The sequence below is a fragment of the Halomonas sp. GFAJ-1 genome (assembly GCA_002966495.1).
Lineage (GTDB): Bacteria > Pseudomonadota > Gammaproteobacteria > Pseudomonadales > Halomonadaceae > Vreelandella.
Genome location: CP016490.1, coordinates 2,113,705 through 2,134,389 on the forward strand (window position 1 = coordinate 2,113,705; position 20,685 = coordinate 2,134,389).

The following is a 20,685-nucleotide window of genomic DNA, read 5'->3' on the forward strand; positions in this document are numbered from 1 at the left end:
ATGAACCGCCCGTTCCAGCCAACGCGTAAAATGCTTTCTGCCTTAGTCGGTCGTTTGTCACGCAGTGATAAAACGCAGCGTGCTTATGCAAAGAAATCTCGCTTTATTTTTGAAGGGTTAGAACAGCGAGTGCTCTTGTCGGCAGACCCATTAACAGCAGCGTTGGCAGGCGGTGGTGACTTCGAACTGCGTGTCGCCGAGGAGGAAGGTGAGCAGCACTTGATGGTGATGCAGCTAACCGACGAGGGTGATGAACTGGTTGAGAAATTCCAGATTGACAAAGCACGTGACGAAGGCAAGGTGACGCTCAAAGCGGATGACAGCGAGGATGTTGAAACCAACCTTGCGCTCTTGCTGGGTGATCATGCCGATCAGTTAAATGGCATTGAGTTCGTCTTTCTCGGGGGAGAAGGCGATGAAACGTTAAACATTAGTGATGCGGGCGGCGTCACGTTTGACTTTCAGGCAGGTGATGGCGACGACCGTATTATCGATCAGGGTAGCAATGATGGACGCTGGGAAGTTGATGTTGAATCAGAAAGCGGAAAGCGAGATAGCTGGCTGTCGTTTTCTGGCGTACTAGATGTTGAGCTTACTGAAAGTACTGGCCAACACACACTCAGTAGCAGTGAAGCGGCGGCTACATTTTCTGTTTTTGATGAATCACTGGTACTGATTGGTGGTCATGAAGACGACCCGGATGAGCGTGAAGGCATTACCTTTGACGGTGTCGCGATTCTCGAAGGGCGCCATGAAGATACGTTGAGCTTTGCGACATATTTTGACGGTGTCGAGGTCGACCTATCACTCGGCACAGCCACCGCATTAGGGGGTGTGTCAGGCTTTGGCACACTTGAAGGTTCGAACGCTAACGATGTTCTCATTGCAGATGATGAAAGCATTACGCTGCGTGGGCTCTCAGGCAATGACATCCTTCAAGGCGGCGGCGGTGATGACACGCTGATGGGGGGCGCTGGCGATAATTTATTCATCAATACTGGCGGAACCGACACCTTTGTTAGTGAAACAGAGGGCGATGATGCCTTTTTGATTGAGCGCAATCATGATGGTGCGGTTCTCCGACTAAGTAGCGGTGAAGAGGGCGCGGAGGTGGTTCTCAGTGATAGTAACAGCAGCGATGAAACCACCCTGCTGCACTTTGTGACGCCACCCACTGAAATCATCCTAGGCGCCGGAGCGGATAGCCAAAATGTCACCCTGGATGCCAGCGGCTATGGTCTTGGTAGCGTGACGTTCCAGATCCAAGGCCAAGATGTCACGGCCATGGGTAGCGCAAGCGATGACTTGTTTGTGTTGTCGCCTAACGGAAGCGGCACGCTTGATGGCGGCGGCTTTGACGATGAAGGCAACCTGCTGCAGCTAGAAGCCAACCAGAATATGGTGCTAGGCGAAGACATGTTGGCAGTGTCTGGCACACAGCGGTATACCTTCTCAAATATGCAAACGGCCTTGCTGATTGGCGGCGCCAGTGATAATACGCTAGACGCCTCAGGCTTCGCAGGCAGCGTGCGTTTGGAAGGAGTGGCGGGTAATAACACGCTTAGAGCCAGCCAAGATGACAGCCTGCTGGTAGGCGGCAGCGGCGATGATACCCTTATCGGCGGGGCAGGCAACGACGTTTTAACCGGTGGCCGCGGCAATAATGCTCTTGACGGTGGTGGCGGCACGAACCAGGTATTTGGCCAAACGACACATCGTCTGACGCTAAGCGATGACACCTTAGTGCGCGGTGACCAGGAAGAGATTGTCAGGCTTACCTGGAGCGGCAATCAGGATGAACAGGTTCGTTTTTTCTACGGTGAGAGCGATGATTTTGACCGCAGCGTAGAGCTGGCTGCCAACGCAGAAGCGCTGGAAGTGCAGTATGCGTTGGAGCAGCTCGACGGTATTGGGCGGGGCAATGTCCAGGTAGACCGCGAGCTGTCTGAGCAGGGCAATGTGTCGTGGGTAGTGCGCTTTATCGGTGATTTTATGGTCGCCGACGTTGATGGCAAGGCCAGTAAAGAGCTGCTGACGCTGGGGGCGGCAGCAGCCTCGCAAAGTGCGCTGAGTGTGCAAGCACATCGCGAGCAGGAGCGGCGTTTTGGGGTCGATACCTTAACCAACATTCAGGGCGGTCTACTACAGGCTTTAGAGTCTGGCAACGTGCGCCTTGATGCCAGTGGCTTTAGCCATGATGTCTACTTCGAAGGTAGCGGTGGTCAGGATACGTTTATCGGTAGCCTAGGAGATAACACCTTTAACGCCCTAGCCGGTGATAATCATATTATTGCAGGTCAAGGGGTCAATACGGTGACAGGCGGAACGGGCACTGACCACCTGATCTTGAACCTTTCAAGCGATACCTCAGAGGTTGATCTAAAAGGCAGTGAGTTTAGCATTACGGCTAGTGACGCGACGGTAACGTCCTCCTACCAAAATATCGAGCGTGTCTCTATTAACAGCGCTGACGATGGTGGTGAACTTTCCCTTGATGCAAGCGAGTACCACGGTGCATCGCTCTCGACGCGCTTAGCGGATTTAGTCAGTGAAGCGGCGCTCGATACTCTGATTGTCGAGGAGGAGAAGGGCGGTAGCATTAGTGATGAAGGTCAGCTGATTAGCCCGTTGCGTCTGAGCGTTCAGGTGGGCAGCGGTGAGCAGCAAGCCATCTCATTTAGCGGCGTGCGCCAGCTTGAAGACGTGGTGAATCAGCTCAATAACCTTGATGATGTTGACGCAACGTTTGACGCATCTTCAGGCCGTATTAGCGTCACCGCGATAGATACCTTAACGCTTAATGCCCTGGGTAATGCTGATCAACAAGCCGCGCTTGCCGGGCTATTTGACGCACTGGGCATGTCGTTAAGCAGCGCCTCTGGTAGCACGTGGCAGAGCGAGCGGCTCGTCGCTAGCGGCGTGAGTGTGGTCATGGCGACTGATGCGGCGCTAACTGCCGTAGGTAGCCAAGGTAATGACCGTTTCCAGGTTGATCATGCCAGGGCACATAGCATCGATGGCAATGGCGGTGTAAATACGCTGACGGCATTTTACGCCGGTGATATGCAACTGAGTGATGCGTCACTGGTTTACGACTTTAATAATGTTGAAACAAACGATGATGATGATGAAATCGTCGATGATCAACGGATTACCGCCGATCTTTCCAACCTGCACAATGTGACGCTGACCGTCACCGGTGACCCCACTGAGACGGATATCGATGCCACCGACTTTAGTGGCGATTTCGTTAATTTGGTGACGCATGTTAGCGGCTCACTGATCGCAGCAGATAGCGACAATACCCATACGCGGTTTGATGTCACCACCGACGGCCTCGCCGCAGATGCGATATCAATTACGACTCATTCGGCAGCGCAGACTAGCCAAGTACGTGCGTTCTCTGGTGATGTCGATACGCCTTCGCTTGCAGGACTTGATGCCGTCAGTATTGATGGATCGGCAGACCTTTTGTATGCCTGGACCGGGGATGTAACGCTGCAGGACGAGACGCTTGATATTGATCGGGCGATCACCCTTGCGGCGGATGGCGTGCTAACGCTGAAAGATGTCTCCATCAATACCACCAGTAATGACCTACTGATAACGGGCGATGCGGTTCGCGTTGAGGGCGGCGAGATCATTACGGATGGCGGCGACTTGACGCTCGAAGCGGCTGCCATTTATGTCGGTAAAGCCGCGGAGCTCAATACCTGGGGCGGCTCAGAAGACGGTCAGCTAGCCCTGAATGCCCGTCCAATGGGCTTCCTTAACGGTGGTCCGGCCAATGGATTTGTGGACGTTGGGCTGTTTGACCTGAGTGTTGTTATTGAAGAAGCCGAACTCAAGGCGGGAGACATTATTGTTGATGCCCGCATCATTGACCCTGATCGGTCGTTAATCCGTTTGGACAGCGGCAACGCCACGGTTAATAGCGGTATCGATGCTGCGGTTGGCTTTTTAGAGGGGCTTTCGCTCTTCGGGAGTATTTCTGTCCTACTGGCCAGTGGGGATATAGACATCGGTGCTGACGCTGAGCTGGATGCCAGCGGTGATATCCGGATTGACAATGAAATTGAATTAACGGCCTCCATGGAGCCTACGGTGGCGTTTGGCATTGGTGTCTCGGTGGGCGTGCTAACCGCCTATGCCAATGTCAATGTCCACGGCACGCTAACGGCGCAGGACGACGTCGTTATCAACACGCGTGTGTCCACGACTCAGGCCGCCACTGCCAAGCCGTCGGGCATAAAAGGCTTTGCGGGTTCCGCCGCGGTCACGGTGTTAAGGACAGAGTCACGCGCGATGGTGTGGGAAGATGCCACCATTACCGCCGGACGCGACGTGATTGTCGACGCGCGTACAATAGACAGAGGTGCTGTATCGGCAACCTCGGGTGCCGAGAAGGGGAAAGTGGGGGTTGCCATCGCTGTTGCAGTGGAGAACGGCCTCACTGAAGCGCAGCTGGCAGGTAACGTGACGGCGGGCGGCGATATTAAGGTCAATGCGGACACGCGGCGCGAAAGTATCAGCGGTACACGGTTTATTTTTCTTCCTACGTCAGCTAATGGCGTCTCTGCTTCGGCGGGTACCGCCAAGCCGACCCCAGGTAGTGTGATTGAAGGGATCAGCGATAGCTCCGAGGATCTTGCTAAGTCGCCGCTGACGCTGCTTGAACCGCTGAAAGAGAAAGTAGGCGGCTGGGCAAGCCAGTTAGGCGAAAAGCTTAAAGTTGATCAGCTAGCGAAAAAACTATCGTTTGGTGGCGATAGTGATGGCGAAAAGCTCGATCTTGCTGCTGGTATTGCGGTAATGGTAGACATTAACGTGGCAGAAGCACGGCTTGGCTTGAAAGACGGCGTTGATCGAGACGGTAATGCGACAACGGTGCGTTCACAGATCACCGCAGGTGGTGCGGTAGACGTGATTTCGCTGAGCCAGCATCGCCCCAACGTGAGCGCGTCGGGTTCTGCTGCCAAAGATGGCCAAGCGGGAAAAGAAAGTGACAATGAATTAACCAAGCTTATCAAGAAGCGCTTAGCCAAAAAGTCAGACAGTAATGCCAGTGCAGACGGCAGCGCGAAAGATAAAAAAGACGAGAAGAATAAAAAATCAAAAGAAGATCAAACCGCTACTGTGGCTATCTCTGGTGCGGTGAGTGTCAGCGTGCTGGACAATCAGGCACATGCTTCGATTGAAGGGAATGTGGACCTTGATGCCGGAACAGATGATAGCCGAGACGACCGTGCCATCCGCGTCGATGCGCAAAGTATCAATGCACTCGACCTCACCAGTGTGTTCGGTGCGAACCTGGTCACCAGTATTATTGACTTGGTTAATGCAGAAGATGGCAGCGATTTTAGCAGTGATGAAGGCGAGCAACGTGTCGATAATGGCACTAAGGTCATTGTAGATGACGATCATACCGTTGGTGGTGACCCAGGCCATGTGTATCAATTCCTGGGAAGCAACAATACGCTGATTGACTTGGCCGATGAGGACTTTGATAACCCAGATCGTTGGGAAAGCTTAGGTACTCCGCTAGAACAGCAGATTCCCGATCTGATCAATACCATTTCAGGCTACTTCTCCAACAATTTTGGCCTCAACGGCAGCTTTGATACCTGGACGATGGCGACGGCCTCTGGCGAAAAACTTGCTTTAGCAGGGGCGGGTACTGTTTTTGTTTTAGATCAAACCAGTGATGCGCGCATTCGTGAAGGGGCGCGTATTAACGTGGACGGTACTGATAGTGTCACAGACATCGACGTGGATAGCGGCCGATCAGTTAGCGTGACAGCGAGTTCGCAAAACGATGCTTTGAGCGCGGTAGGTAACATTAAACTGCCCGGCATCTCTGCACCAGGAAGCTTTAATCTTGAGCGCTGGAAGGAGTCGTTCAGCAAAGATAAGTTTAGCCCAAAAGAAATAGGCAATAATTTCCTCGCGACCCAGGCGGACTCCGTTGCGATTGGTGCGGCGTTCACTGCCAATATTCTCGGCAGCCAGACACGCGCTGAAATTGAGTCTGATGTTGTGCTGATGGCAGACAGCCTTGATGTGAGTGCCGATCATCAGTCAATTCTATTAGGTGTGGGCTCTTCGGGCGGAAAGTCTCAAAAAGTAGCGTTTAACGCCTCTGCTGTTGCTAATGTCATCCAAAATAGCACGCAGGCTTGGATCGCTGATAACAGTTTCATTCGGGTAGGCAGTGGCTCTGTTGATAGCGGCGATAGTGATAGCCCTGCTTTGCGTGTTAGCGCCAATGATGCGTCTTACATGATCAACCTAACCGGCAGCTTTAACACGGGTGGAAAGGCCGCCGTGGGGGCATCAGCTGGGGTGAGTGTATTGGAGCGGGATACCCGTGCCATGGTGGGGCGTGAGGCCAGCAGCTCTTGGGATGACAGCACGCTCTCTAATCTTCAAGGTTCCATCGTGGTGGGCGGCGATGCTCAAGTCGCGTCCACTAACAGTGGTGTGGTTATTGACTTGGCCGTCGCGGGTAGCGTTGCAGGTAAATCCAAATCAGGCACTAGCAGTAACTCTTCAACCCAACCAGCGAAGGACGACCCCGGTAAATGGCCTAATAACCAAGCCAACTACGACAAAGTGTTGGGTGATATGCAGGGCAAGCTGGGCAGTGGTTCAGGAAGCTCGTCAAGCAGCAGCTCGAAAATAGGCGTGGGTCTTTCGGGGTCTGTTGTAGTGCATGTCGGTGACGATAACACTATCGCCACGGTGCGCGGCTTGGACACAATGGAAGTCGACGGGAAGGTGGAAATTGCCGCCAATGACGCTACCCAGATGGGCATGTTTGCCGGCGGTGCCGCGATCTCGTTAAGTCAAAAAAGCGTGGCCGTGGCCGGTGCCGCTACCATTGCGGTACAAAGCGGTACAACACAGGCAGGCGTTGCAGATATTCATCACTGGCAAAGTGATGATGTGGCTATTAGCGCTGAGCGCGAAGGCTGGAGTGTCCTGGGGGCAGCTGCCATTGCCATCGCAAAAGGGGCTAAAGGTGCTGGGGTCGCTGGCTCCGCCAGTGCATTGGTATCGACACGCACGGTCGATGCACGCTTGCTGAATATCCGTTCTGGCAGCGCCGGTCACCTGCAGGTTGAGTCTCAGGATGCGGCTAACACTATCTTGATCTCTGGGGCTGTTGCCGCCAGCGGTATGGCGGGTGTCGGCGCTTCTGCAGCCGTTAGCTACATTGAGCATGAGGTCACTGCACTCGCTAGGAAGGTGGGCGATGTTTCGGGTGACTTCTCTGGCGACGCGTTTGACGCGGATAGTATTAGTGTTACGGCGGATAACGATGCCTTAATTATCTCTGTTGCGGCGTCTTTAGGAATTGGCGGGGGCGGCAAAGGTGCCGGCATTGCAGGCACCGTTGGCGTCAACATTGTTAATAACACGACCCTCGCCGCGCTTGAACGCAGCAACCTGAATCTTAACGCTGGCGATGAGGCTGATGTCCATATTGTCGCAGCGGATTCTGCCAGTGTATGGAGCTTAGCTGGTGCCTTGGGTTTTGGCAGTAAAGCAGGCTTCGGTGTGGCCATTGGTATCAACACTCTGACTAACAGCACCGAGGCACGTTTGGCGGATAGCCGTATTAGTCAGGCGAATAGCGTTACGGTTGATGCTTCTGCACGAGGACTGATTCGGTCTGCCGCCGTTGGGGTTGGCGTTAGCTCTGCGGTGGGCGGCAGCGGAAGCGTGTCTGGCAATATTATTGTCAACGAAATCAACGCGAACCTGACGCGGTCTCGCATTGAGCAGGCGTCCGGTGAGGTAGCGGTCAGCGCCTATAACCAAGCCGTAGTGCTCTCTTACGCAGGTGCTGTTGCCGGTGGGTCTAAAGCGGGTGTGGCGGGCAGTATCGCTGCTAACTTTGTGATTTTTGATCAAGCAGCGCTGGTGAACGGTGGAACCATTAATGCAAACGCGCTAAATGTGTCGTCCATTTCTGACACTCTGGTGTTTTCTGTTGGTTTTGGTGCCGCGGCCGCTGGTAAAGGCGGTTTTGCCGGTGCGGTGACGATCTCAACCATTGCGGGGCAGACACTTGCTGAAATTGGCGGCGGTGCAAACGTGTCTGTTCATGATGATATTGATGTTCAAGCACAAGATATAACGCGTGTTGCGGTGATTGCCTTTGGGGCAGCGGGGGCGAGCACGGTTGCTGGTGGCGGCAGTTTGAGTACCACTATTCTGGATAACGCGGTACTCGCGAGAGTGGCGGATGACACTGTTTTAGAAACGCAGGGTGACATCAATGTTTTCGCTGGTCTGTCAGAAGAGAGCCAGCCGATACTTAACCTTCGTCAGCTAGGTATTGATGTCGACCTTAAAGAATATGGAACGGGGTCCGACGATGCCGATGATGCGGCGGATGCAGGCTTAGCCGCCCGCTCTGATGAGTTTGACTTGTCGGCGGGTGTCATCAACATCAGCTTTGCCGGGGCAGGCGCTGGAACAGTTGCCGGTGCCGGTGCCGTTGGTCTGAACTGGTTGAGAAGCTCGGTGCGTGCTGAGATTTCAGGGCAGTCCACACGCCTGGATGCCGGTAACAACATTAATGTCATTGCGAAAGATCAATCGGCGGTGATTAACGTCGCCTTCGGTGTGGCTGGGGCGGGCACCGTGGCCGGGGGGGCCGCTATTGCGTTCAACTATATCGGGGGAGACCCGACAAACCCATCGCGCAGCCTGCAGTCTGAAGATGACATTGACACCTCTCAAGACCTGCTCATCACTAACGTGCAAGACGATAACGAGCGCGAGTTTGTTGCTGGCGAGGTCGCCGCTGTTATTGAGGGTGCAGAGCTTGTTGCCGGGGGCGATATTACGGTTGATGCACAGGCTGAAAGCATCCTGGCTAACCTGACGGCCGGTGGTGCCGCTGCAGGTACTGTTGCGCTGTCTGGGTCTATTGGCATTAACTTCGTTCGCCATCAGGTAGTGGCCGATATTAGCGACGGTGCAGATGTGAAGGGTCGCTCGGTTCAGGTAACGGCAGGCTTGGCGCCTATTTCGATCAACATTGCCGGTGCCGCGAGCGGCGCAGGCACCGTGGGCTTGGCGGGAGCCTCCGCAACGACCGACATTAACACGGCCGTTAAAGCATCTATCAGAGGGAGTGCAACCTCTGTCACGGCCAGAGAAGGCGATGTGGTGGTCGATGCATTGATGCGTCGTATTACCGACGGTGTTTACGAAGGCATTAATGAGCGTGATCTTGCCCAGGCGGATGTTGATAACACCGACCCAGACGCTGATATCGAAGACGAAGACGACGATAAGACACCGCTTAGCGTGCTTGAAAGTGTGGGGCTCGTTGATACCGATGACGCTCCAGAACTCCCCACGCCCACTCAAGCAGGTGACCAGATATTCACTGCGGCCATTAGTGGTGCCGGGTCAGGCACAGTATCGATCGCCGGCGCCTTATCACTGAACTGGATGCGCAGTACAGCGGAAGCTGTTATTGAAGGCGCAACCGTCAAAGCCGATCAAGGCGATGTGTCGGTTAAGGCTGAAGACCGCCTAGGCATGAACGCCTTTACCATTGCCGCCGGTGCATCCGGTGCTGTGTCAGCACTGGGTTATATGGCCTACAACTATATCGGCGGTAATCCAGGCAGCAGTGGCGATGATGACACCAATGTGGTGCGTGCGCGTATCGATGATGCTGTCGTCACGGCCAGCAACATTGACGTACAAGCCATCTCTGACTCGGCGATCAGCTCCTACACGGTAGGCGCGTCGGTCTCTGTTTATGCGAGTATGGTCGGCTCTGTTGCGCTTAACTTCACAACAAAAGATGTGGAAGCCGAGGTGACGGGCTCTGAGTTGACAGCGCGCGGCGGCGACATCGTGGTGAATGCACAAGACACCAGCACGATTATTTCAGGTGCTGTCCAGCTAAGCGTTGCCGTTTACGGTGGTAGTGTCGGTGTCACTGTTTCGCTCAACGATATTACCAATACCATTAGCGCGGGCGTCGAAGAATCGGCACTGACGGCCGAAGACGGCGGTAGCATCATTGTGACCGCTGATGCGTCGGCTATCACAATGAACGTGGTGGGCGGCGTTAGTTTCGGTACCTTTGTCAGTGCCGCTGCCAACTCGGCGGCAACGGTGGGTGGCAATACGGTTGATGCTTATATCAAGGGGCGCAGTAGCGATGTAAGCGCCTACGATATTGTGGCCGATGGCCACGTGCTGGTTCACGCCAACAGCAACGACCGTAACTTTGTGATTGCAGGTACCGTATCGGCGGGCTTGGTGGCTGGCGGCATTGCCGTCGGTGTCAACCTAATGGGTTCTGATACCTCGGCGACCGTTGCAGATAATGTCAGAGTGCGTGCAGAGGGCAACGGCAGCACTGTCGATATTTTCTCTGCCTGGGATAGCGACGACGATGCGTATGAGACGGAGCCCGGGCGTGGTGTAGCGGTATTGGCGACCAGTCGACTGCGTTACACCCACTATGCTGTTGCAGCGGGTGGTGGTGCCGTAGGCCTTGGTGCCAATTTGTCCGTTGATGCGTTGGCCGGCTCCACGAATGCCCGTGTTGAAAATGCGCATATCTCTTCTGGTCAAGATGTCACCGTGCGTGCACTCCATGCCACTCAGGCCGATAGCGGTGGCGGTACGCTTGCTGGTGGCATTTTTGCGGGGGCTGCGGCGATTGATACATCGCTTGCTTCACACCGGACACTGGCTGAGGTTGTGGGTAAGCGCAGCGATATCATCAGTGCTGATGGCGATGTGCGGGTTGATGCGCAGAGTGACGTGCGTCTTGAGACGTATGTCGTGGGTGTCAGCATCGGGTTGGTGTCAGTGGCGGGCTCAGCCAGTGCGCTTGACGTCTCTTCTTCGACGTCGGCACGCATCACGGGGGTATCTGTCGATGCTGATAACATTCTGGTTCAGTCCAAAAGCGAAACACTGTTAACGTATATTGTCGGGACTGCAGCCGCAGGCTTGTCTGCCAGCCTTGGTGCTTCATTATCAGTCGGCCTAATTAATCCTGACACCGTTGCCGAAGTACTAGGCGCGAAGCTAACAGCCAGCGGTGACATCACTGTGGCTGCGGATCAGCGCGCTGCTGTTGAAGTCTCTATGGCAACTGCTTCCCTTGACGGCCTAATGGCATTAGCGGGTTCTGTATCCGTCATAACGTCTGATGCGTCAGCCAGTTCGTTTGTAGGAGATTTAGTAGATACCGATGGGAATGTTGTCGCTAATAGTGTTTTCAAAGCGGGCGGCGATATCAATATCACGGCGGTTAATCGGACGATCATCAACCCCTGGGATGAGTTCGCGGCTAATTTTATCGGCACATTGAGTGCGGGTGGTTTGGCCGGTGCAGGGGCGTCCGTTGATGTCATGGTACTGCGAGAAACGGTGTACGCCACCGTTGGTGATAACACGACGCTTGAGGCGAATGAGCGGATTAATATCGATGCCCACTTAGAGCGTGACTTGACGTCACTGGTGATGGGGTTTTCAGTCTCGGTGGGGGCTGCGCTGACCGGCTCAATCTCTGTTCTTAGTCTTGGTCAAGGGCTACGCGAGGGAACCCGCGATACCTTTATGGGTGAGGATGATGGGATCAGTGAGTTGATCGCTGATAGCTTTGGAAATGGAGCTAACTATCAATTAAACAACGATCGCCAAGAAAACCTAGAGGACGTACGCGTTGAAGGTAGCGATGACCCAGATGCTATTAATGCCCCCATTGGTAGCGAAATCGACAATCCCAATGCTGACACCCAGTCTTCTCGCGATCGCGTCAATAACGGATTGCTTGCCAATAATCTTAGTCCAGAGTTACCCAGAGCCAATCAGATTGACGGTGATATTACCGTTGGCGATGTGGGGGCTACCGTCGGCCGAAATGTGATCTTAACGGCAGGCAGTGATATTGATGTGTCTGCCAGGGAAACGCTGGATGTTGACGTTATTGTAGGTTCCGGCGGTGGGGCTTTATTGGGCGCTGTGGGGGCATCTGTCTCAACGTTGGATAACTCCACCGCGACAACGGCAACAGTCTCTAGGGATGCCGTCTTAAGCGCTGGCGAGAGGATCCGTGTAGGAAGTCACTATGATGCTCACGTAAGCCAAGGGGCTTACGGTGGCCAGCTTGCGCTGGGTCTGGGAGCCTCTGGTCAGGCCGCAGTTCTGTGGGATGCCACACAACAAATCGCGTACCTTGAAGACGGTGCCCGTATTGCCCAGGCAAGTCACTTGGACGTTGTAGCAAATGCTAACCGTCATTACGCACTCGAATCTGCGGGTGGTGCGGTCGGTATTGTGGGGATAGGTGTCTCGGTCGCTCAAGCCGAGCTAACAGGCTCTACTCGCGCCTATATCGGTGAAGGCGTCACCGTGGGCAATCCCAGTGATGTGGGCTCTGCCGGGAATGCGGGGGCGATTTCCTCGATTATTGACAATGTCAGCGTAACGGCCTCATCCAACGACAATATCGATATTTATGCGTTATCTGTTGGTGGCGGAGTCGCAGGTGGTGCCGGTGTTGAGGTTACCGTCACGCTTGAGAATAACGTAGACGCTTTCATTGGTAGTGGCACTCAAGTGTTGGCAGGCAATGTGTTGCTTAACGCAACTCAGACTCCCGTCATTGCCACAGACACAGTGGGTGTGTCAGCGGGTGGTTTGGGTGTAGATGTCACAGTGACTGAGATTACACTCGGTGCCGACATCATGGCAGCGTTAGGAACAATTACCAACGATCGTCAAGTTAATGGTGACAATCTTCGTATCACTGCAGAAACAGTGGGGGTGCAGGCGGCCCTGGTACGTGACGAACATGAGAGTAGCGTCAGCAGTGATGCGACCGGTGTCAGTGGCTCGGTGATCGGGGTTTCTGCATCGATATTAGATATGATTGACCGCACGCGTGTTATTGCAGAGGTCGGGGCTTCAGCGGCGGTGACCTTACAAGCGCTTCCGGCATTTCAGGCACAGCGGTTGCAAAAACTTAGAGAGGAGGCAGCTGAGGGAGGTCTAGATGAAGAGTTGTGGAGCGGTTGGACGGTTCCTGATGTAAACAATGCGGAAGCGCTGACGCTTGCGGATTTGCCTCTCCAAGATGTGTGGTTCAGCGTTGATGCGCGCCAGGAAAGCCGTGTCGATGCTGATATGGGAAGTTATGCCGGTGGTGGTGTTGTTGTTGGTGCGGCAGTTGCGCGTCTAGATCAGTCTACTTATACCCTTGCCCATGTAGGGGATAACGCGCGAATCGATATGGCTCGTGGTTATGTTAACGATGCCAGTGAAGTAGACCAAGTCTTGTCTGTCAGATCGGTAACTGAGCAGGTAGCACGTCTCAATACGCGCGCCATTGCGGGCGGATTGGCCAGTGGCGCGGGCGTGGAAGTATCTATTGATAGTCAGAATAGTGTGCTGACGAAGGTGGGCGAATCTGCCGAAATCATTGCGTTTAATACGGATGCGACGCTAGATCTCCTTGCACGGCAAACGCTCGACGTTGACGGAACTTTACGGGCATTAGGAGCAGGTCTTCTATCGGGTGCTGGTGCGCAGGCAAGCTATGCTTTGAGTCCGGATACCCAAGTTATCATTGGTGAAGACGCGCTACTAGATGCGGATGCAATAGCAGCACGTGCCACAGCTGAGGTGTTCAAGCGCGATGTGGTAGAGCGTGGCTCGGGTGAAAATTTCAATATCCAGGGTGAGGCTTATGGCTTGGTATCGGGTGCGGGACTTGGGTCTGATATTACGCTGTCAATCGCAACCGAGGTAACGGTAGCCGATAATGCGCAGCTAACCGCACGCGGTGAATTTAATGCAGCGGATGGTAGCGGTGATATTAATCTTCGTGCCTTTAATAATTTAGATATTCGCGACCAGTCCTCGATTTTAGCTGGCGGTCTGCTGGCGGGTACTGGAGCGACATCGTCCTTTAATGGAGTGGATATTGAGGCATCCGTTACCGTGGGTGCTGCGCTTCTTGATGCACGACGTGACCTTTATTTAGCGGCCAATACTCAGGCTAATATTGCCATTGTTCTCTTCTTGGATGCCTATGGTGCCGTGACGGTTACGGCCGGTACCACAGAGGCATACCTTGCACCAACCAACAGCGTGAACATCGTCCAATCTGCTCAGGTAGAGGCCCGCGGCAACATCTGGTTACTGGCAGGTCGTGACAGTAACCGCATTGGCGATGCTTATCGTGTTGTGTCGACCGTTGATACGCTATCGGGCAGCCTCGCGCCCGTTGATGTTGTTGATGCAGAAGCTATTCTTTTGCGCAATAACCTGATCAATGTTGAGCGTGATGCCCAGGTGTCTAGCCTTGGTGATATCACAATATTGGCGGAAGATTTTGATGGGGCGGCGATGCTGGCCCGTGCGAAGGCCGTCAATTGGATTAATGCAGCATTGGGCGGTATTAATTCTGCCCTGGGCGGGACAGAAGCTCAGTCAGGGAATAGCACCGCGACATCTAACGGTATTGTGACTATTGATGGCACATTGGAGACTGGGCGTGAGCGTGTTCAGCGTTTGGTAGTTGACATTGCTAACGGGTTTTCTTTTAACGACCTAGATGAACCTGACCGTCCGTTAGAGGAGATTTTCGTAGCATGGGACCAGTTTAATGATATTGGCTTTACACTTAGTCTTGGCAATGTTGAGACAACACTGTTTGAAGAGTGGAGGGAGGCCAGGTCTCGTTTAAATGATTATCGTGGTATTGGTTCGAGTGATGTTATCGCTAGCCTGAGTGACGAAGTATCACGTATTGAAGCACGCCTAGAAGCACAAGGTTTCATCGACCCTGATAGCGGTGCGGTTAATGATCCAGGAGTAGTAGAAATTGTGCTTGACGATATTGATGCAACCGCTGGTCGCATTGATATTTTTGCTGATTACCTAGGGGGGAGTGGTAACTTTATTTCCCCACGAGGATCTGATGTCACCATCGTTAACAAAACGCCGGCATGGATTATCGTTAACGACATTACGATTGATGATGGTGCGTCAGGCTTTTTCTATAACGGTTTGCAAGTTGAAAAAGATGCGGATATTGCAGACTTAAATAGAGCCCCTGATGCAGAAGCGCTGTTGCCTATCGGCGTGACACTGAGCGGCGTTGCGTTTGGGTATACGGCCTCATTGAGTGGTGATGACGATGCAACCATCACGATCGCCAATACCTACTCAAATCCTGACGCTGACCTAGCTGCGCTTGCTACCTCATTAGGCCTTGATAATACACAAAGCAACCGCAACAGTTTGGTGTCTGAAGAGTTTGATCGTGATGCTATTGCACCGAGTGTCGCCGTGCGCGGTTCTATTTATGCACCGCTAGCAGAAGCAGTTATTTTTGCAGGCAGAGATTTCGACCTGAGCACTGATGTAAATGGCTTAACTCAAGGGCAAACAGCGTCGATTAATGTAGCTGATCTGGTTCTCTCCGCTCAAGATTCGATCAACATCGGTGGCGTTTCACGCTTCGCATTGGGTGAAGCGCCTTACCTGACGATGAAAGATTTTACGCGAAATTGGGCATACAGCGCTGACCCCGAGACCCCCGAGATTACGGATGCCTTTATAGAGAGCCAGCCTCTATTTCTTCAGTCTTTCTACCGGTCGATGCAGCGTCTGTATGACAGCATGAATCTCTCTGAAGAAATGTTCGATGCCCTTGAGGACATTACTAACTCGACGCCCACGCAAGCTCGGCGTATCAACATCCAGGCCGATGTTATTAACTTAAATGGCCGGATGGTAAGCGGTGTAGGTGAGTATGACATCGAAGTTAATGAGAGTGATGAAGCGTTTATTGAACGCCAGCTAAACCGCGGAATCAGCAACACGTTCAGGCTTGGTGATGCAAGCAACCGAAGCGGAGTGAACATTGGCTTCAATCCTGACACCATGCAGATTGAAGTACAGGATGCCGTAATCGGCGGTGGCGATGTCACCATAGACGGGCATCTAATCAATACCGGTAGTGGTGAAATCGATATTTTTGCCGGATATGGCGATATCAACGTTGATAATCGCACACGTTTCGCTATTTCCCTGGCAGATATTGATGTATCCACACCTGGGCGTGGTTCACTAAGCATCACTGACAGAGAGTTGTGGTCAGGTGATGATGAGCGTGACACAACCCTAGGTGATCAGGTTGATCAGGTCATTATTCAGCGTAATAGCGATGGCCAGTTTGAGGTGGAACACAGCGGCCGGAACTCTAACGCAAGTAACTTCAATCAAGGTACGCTTTCTCAACAGGCGCTGATTAACGAAGACTTTTCCTATGCTATTGCTGAAAATCGTCGCTATGCATTCGAAGTGGCGCAAGTACAAGAAACAAGAACAGAGTATGTGTTAAGAACGTCCAGTTGGATTGGTATTGATGCGCTTGCATCGGATCCACCTGATGAAAGTTCGAAAGACACACAGACGTTATCACAGCGTCTGCTACCAGTTGGTTCAGGCGATAAAGGCATCGTTTATACAAGTGACGAGTCTTTAGACCGTTACAAGTACGAGAGCAGAAGGACGAGTGGATCAACAGAGCCTGGAAATGCCGATGGGGCGGGCATCATCGATGTTGGTCGAAACGAGATTAAGCTTGATGACGATCGCTATGTAGATGCAGGTATTTACTTTACATCAGGTGCAGAGCTGGTTGAGTCGACTTGGTATGGCAAGAAAACGTATGAAATCACATTATCCCAACGTGAAATCACCTCCACCCGACATCGTCACGATATACAAGCAGATAACGATGTAAGTATTAATTTTTGGGGAGAAGAAACAGGCAGCATTAACGTTAATTCGGTAGGTGATATTGTCATTGATGGTGCGATGTCGAGTGCCAATGGGGATGTCTCACTGTCCACGCAAGGCAGTATCCGTAACGGGTCAGCCGAGATTGGGGCACCCCGCATTGAGGGTGTCAATGTAACCCTTGAGGCAGATGATGGTATCGGTAGCGAGCAAGCCGACGGTACGCTGGATCCAGTGCAGGTTAGTCTCGTAGGATCAGGAGGAGTACTGAACGCTGAAACAACTCGAGGCGATGTCTTGCTATCGAGCGGGCCTACTAGCTCTCTTACTATCGGCCAAGTGACGACCGGTTCAGGCGATGTTTGGATAGAGACTACGAGAAGCCTTAATGCGGCTAACAGTAATTCACTCGTGCAAGGCCAAGCGATTACGTTAACGGCGGGTGTTGATATTGGTAGCAGTGACCAATCACTGCGTATTGATTCAAGTAACCGAGATGAGAACAGCGCTGAAGCCCAACGTCGTAATGATGTACTGACGATCAATAATGGAGACAGTGGCAATGATGTCTTCATTGAAGAAGTGTCTGGTGATTTACGCTTAAAGGAAATCATCACGCGTGGTGACGTCTTTATTGAAATTAAAGAAGGCAGTCTGTTGGATGCCAATACGGAGTCCGAGCGTGATGAAAGAACTTATGAAGAACTAAGGGATGGCGTTTGGTCAGCGCTTTCCCTCACTGACGGAAATCGTGTTGATGAAGCGATTGAGCGTCTTGAAACCCGCCGCACCGCGGAATACAGCGGTTACTGGCATGAGCGCCTTCAGCTTTCTGACGATGAGCTTGGTACGCTAGACAATGAGACACGTTATCAGCTGTTTATGCTTGATGAGGAGAGTGCTGTTCTTCTAGAGCTTGGCACTGATGATAATGGAGATGAAAAAATTGTAGGCTTGGCTGATCTAGCGCCAAAAGGTAGTGAGGGAGCCGAGCACCGTCTATATACATCTTCACAAGATTTTGAAACTGTCGCTCGCAGTCAGCTAAGACACATCGATAGTAGTGCCATAGCAGATATTGATGTTTCTCAACTGGATGACGCGTTAGCGGATGAGCTGAGCCGGCTAGTGGCGCAGGGTGGATACGTTATTGATACCAGTAGCCTTGCGCTAAATAATGAAGAAAAAGTGACGTATCGTCGCTTTGTAGCGTACGACGAAAATGCCCAGATCTCCTTAAGCGATAATGAGCGGGCCGCGTTAGACCAAGATCAAATTAATACCTTAGAAGTAACGAGAACAGAGCGTTTCCATCAACTGCACGCGACTTATGGCGGTGAGACAGATGTGTTCCGCAGCGATCATGTCATTGTCGTTAGTGACGAAGAGAAAGATGAACTCCGCGATAACGTTAAAGTATGGACTGAAGAGGAGCTGTTAAGTCTAGTCGGCGAAGGGCTGCTGCAAGAGACAACTGATACGCGCTTAGAAATCCAGGCACCTAACATCAACGCTGGTGGTGCGATCACTATTTTGGCGCGAGATGGCAGCGTGGGCTCGACCGATGCCTATACGGTTATTACGCTTGAATACGAGACCGATGCTAATGGAGAAGAACGTCTCAAGACATTAAGCGATGATGATCGCGTTCAGCTGTCAGCGTCTGAGCGCAATGATATTTCGTACATTCGTGATGGGCTTTTAGAAGACGTTAATGTTGATTTTGAGGTGAGTGATGATGGCGGGCAAAACACGCTAACCGCTATTCTGCGCGAAGATGAAGATAATCTTGAAGATTGGTCGCACTTTAATGTGGGCGATACCCTCTACCTAAACGGTAGCAGCACACTTAATTTTACTGAAAATGCCCGATATCTCACGGTGACCTCTATTGAGGGTAATCGGCTTGAAATGAGTGCTGAAGGCGACATTGTTAGTGAAACTGATAAAGTTGTTGAGCTAGGTCGTGTCGTACTGGATCCTCTCAATGTAGAAGAAGGCGTTCGTTTTACACACATCGTGATTGACCAGCGTAGCGATGTGAACATCTCTCAGCGTAATACGTCTGCAGGTATCACCATCGAAAGCGGTGAGTCGCTATACCTTGGCTCGGATGGTGATGTTGTGATTCGCTCGCTTGATGTAGGGGCAGATCTAAGAATTAAAGTCGACGGCAGTATCCTGTCCGATGGAGCGGTAATCAACGCAACCGACGCTATTCTAGAAGCAGCCACTGGAAGTATCGGTACCGAAGATAATGCTATCGAGCTGCAGTTAGATAACGATGGTCTTATTACAGCGCGTGCACGTCAGGATATCCACTTGGTGACAACGGAAGGACGTGATGCGCGTATCGCGACCTTGTTCTCAAGTGGTGGTGACATCGTCATCAATTCTGACGGCAAGATTGTGGATGGACTAAGACACGAACTGCTGAAATTACTGGCCAGTAACGGTGAAATTATTCTTCATGCGCAAGGCCATATAGGCGATCTTGCAAATGATAACGTTCTAGAAGTCCGTGCTGCCCAGGGGGTTACGGCGACGTCCCAAAACGGTGATGTTGCGCTCGATAGCGTTGACGGAAGCCTAGTGGTTAACCAAGTTGAGGCACAAAACGGGAATGTTTGGCTGGCTGCTGAAGGCTCCATTGTTAACGGCTTAGGCGTTGATCCGACGGTCGCTAATGTTATCGCTGAAGACTTAGAACTTCTGGCACGCTTTGGCGGTATCGGCAGTATCGAAGGTGATTTATTTACTAATCTGAGCGGACGCTTGGATATTGATAGTTTTGACTCCCTCTACCTGACAGATCAATCAGACTTGCTCAACATCGGTACAGTTCGTGCCGGCAGTGAGACGAGTGATCGCCTCGCTTTCATCACTTCGTTAGGCGCGATACGAAGTGCACTCTCTTCAGACGAACAGGAAAACCTTCTTTCTACCAATGTTCATCTGATTGCGACTGACGACATTGGTGAAGCAGACAATGTCATTACCACGAGAATTGGTGATCTACAGGGGCAGTCGATTAATGGCAGTGTCTTCATTGATAACCAAGGTGCTATGACCATACGCAGTGGCCTTGAGGCTGCTAACGATATCAACCTTGAGATTAATAGCCCGATCACTGTCGAAAACAACATGATGAGTCATCATGGCGACATCAACATCACGTCCAATGCTAGCAATGACGACATCGTTACGTTCACTAATGGTGCGCAGGTTATTGCAGCTAACGGCAGCGTTATTGTTAATGCTGCTGAAGGGATTGTGATTGATGATGGCAACGTGCTTATTAAAGCTGCCTTCGATGTTGAGTTCTACTTACAGGTACATGAATCCAGCCAAACAGATGGATTTGCAGATCTCAGCATGGGCCGTATTGAGGCGGCTAATACCTTCTTAATGCAAGGAGGCGAACGCCTTCAGACGTGGACATTGGATGATGAGCTAATTGTTAATGCTCACAGCATCGAGATTGTCTCGCTTCAAGGAGACAATGTTTATCTGTTGGGTGGGGCGCTAAGTGCAAGCCGATTAGAGTTTATGGGGGGAGGCAATGACGACACGCTTGTTTTCGATGGTGAACATGTAATTGATGATGTAAGCATTTCATTAGGTGGCGGTAGCAATAGCGCACGTTTTGAAGGGACGCTTAACGCCTCAATGGTGGTGTTGAACGGCAGCGATGGCAACGACCATGTGGTGTTTGATGGCGACCATAGACTTGATCGTTTAGACGTCAAGCTTGGTGCTGGAGATGACACGTTACGCGCACATGGGTCTATTCATTCTATCGATGGGATGCGCTTTGATGGTCAATCAGGCGATGACGATCTGCTGTTCCACGCCGATGAGCTCATCGGGCCAATTGAT

General features: G+C 52.2%; 1 protein-coding gene (only partly in view). It reads left to right on the forward strand.

Annotation, left to right across the window (positions count from 1 at the left end):
• A protein-coding gene (locus tag BB497_09700; protein ID AVI62947.1) for a hypothetical protein crosses the window boundary here: on the forward strand, nt 1-20,685 show its 5' portion. It continues 10,353 nt past the right edge of the window; only the first 20,685 of its 31,038 coding nucleotides appear in the window; it begins with the start codon at nt 1-3; the stop codon falls past the right edge of the window.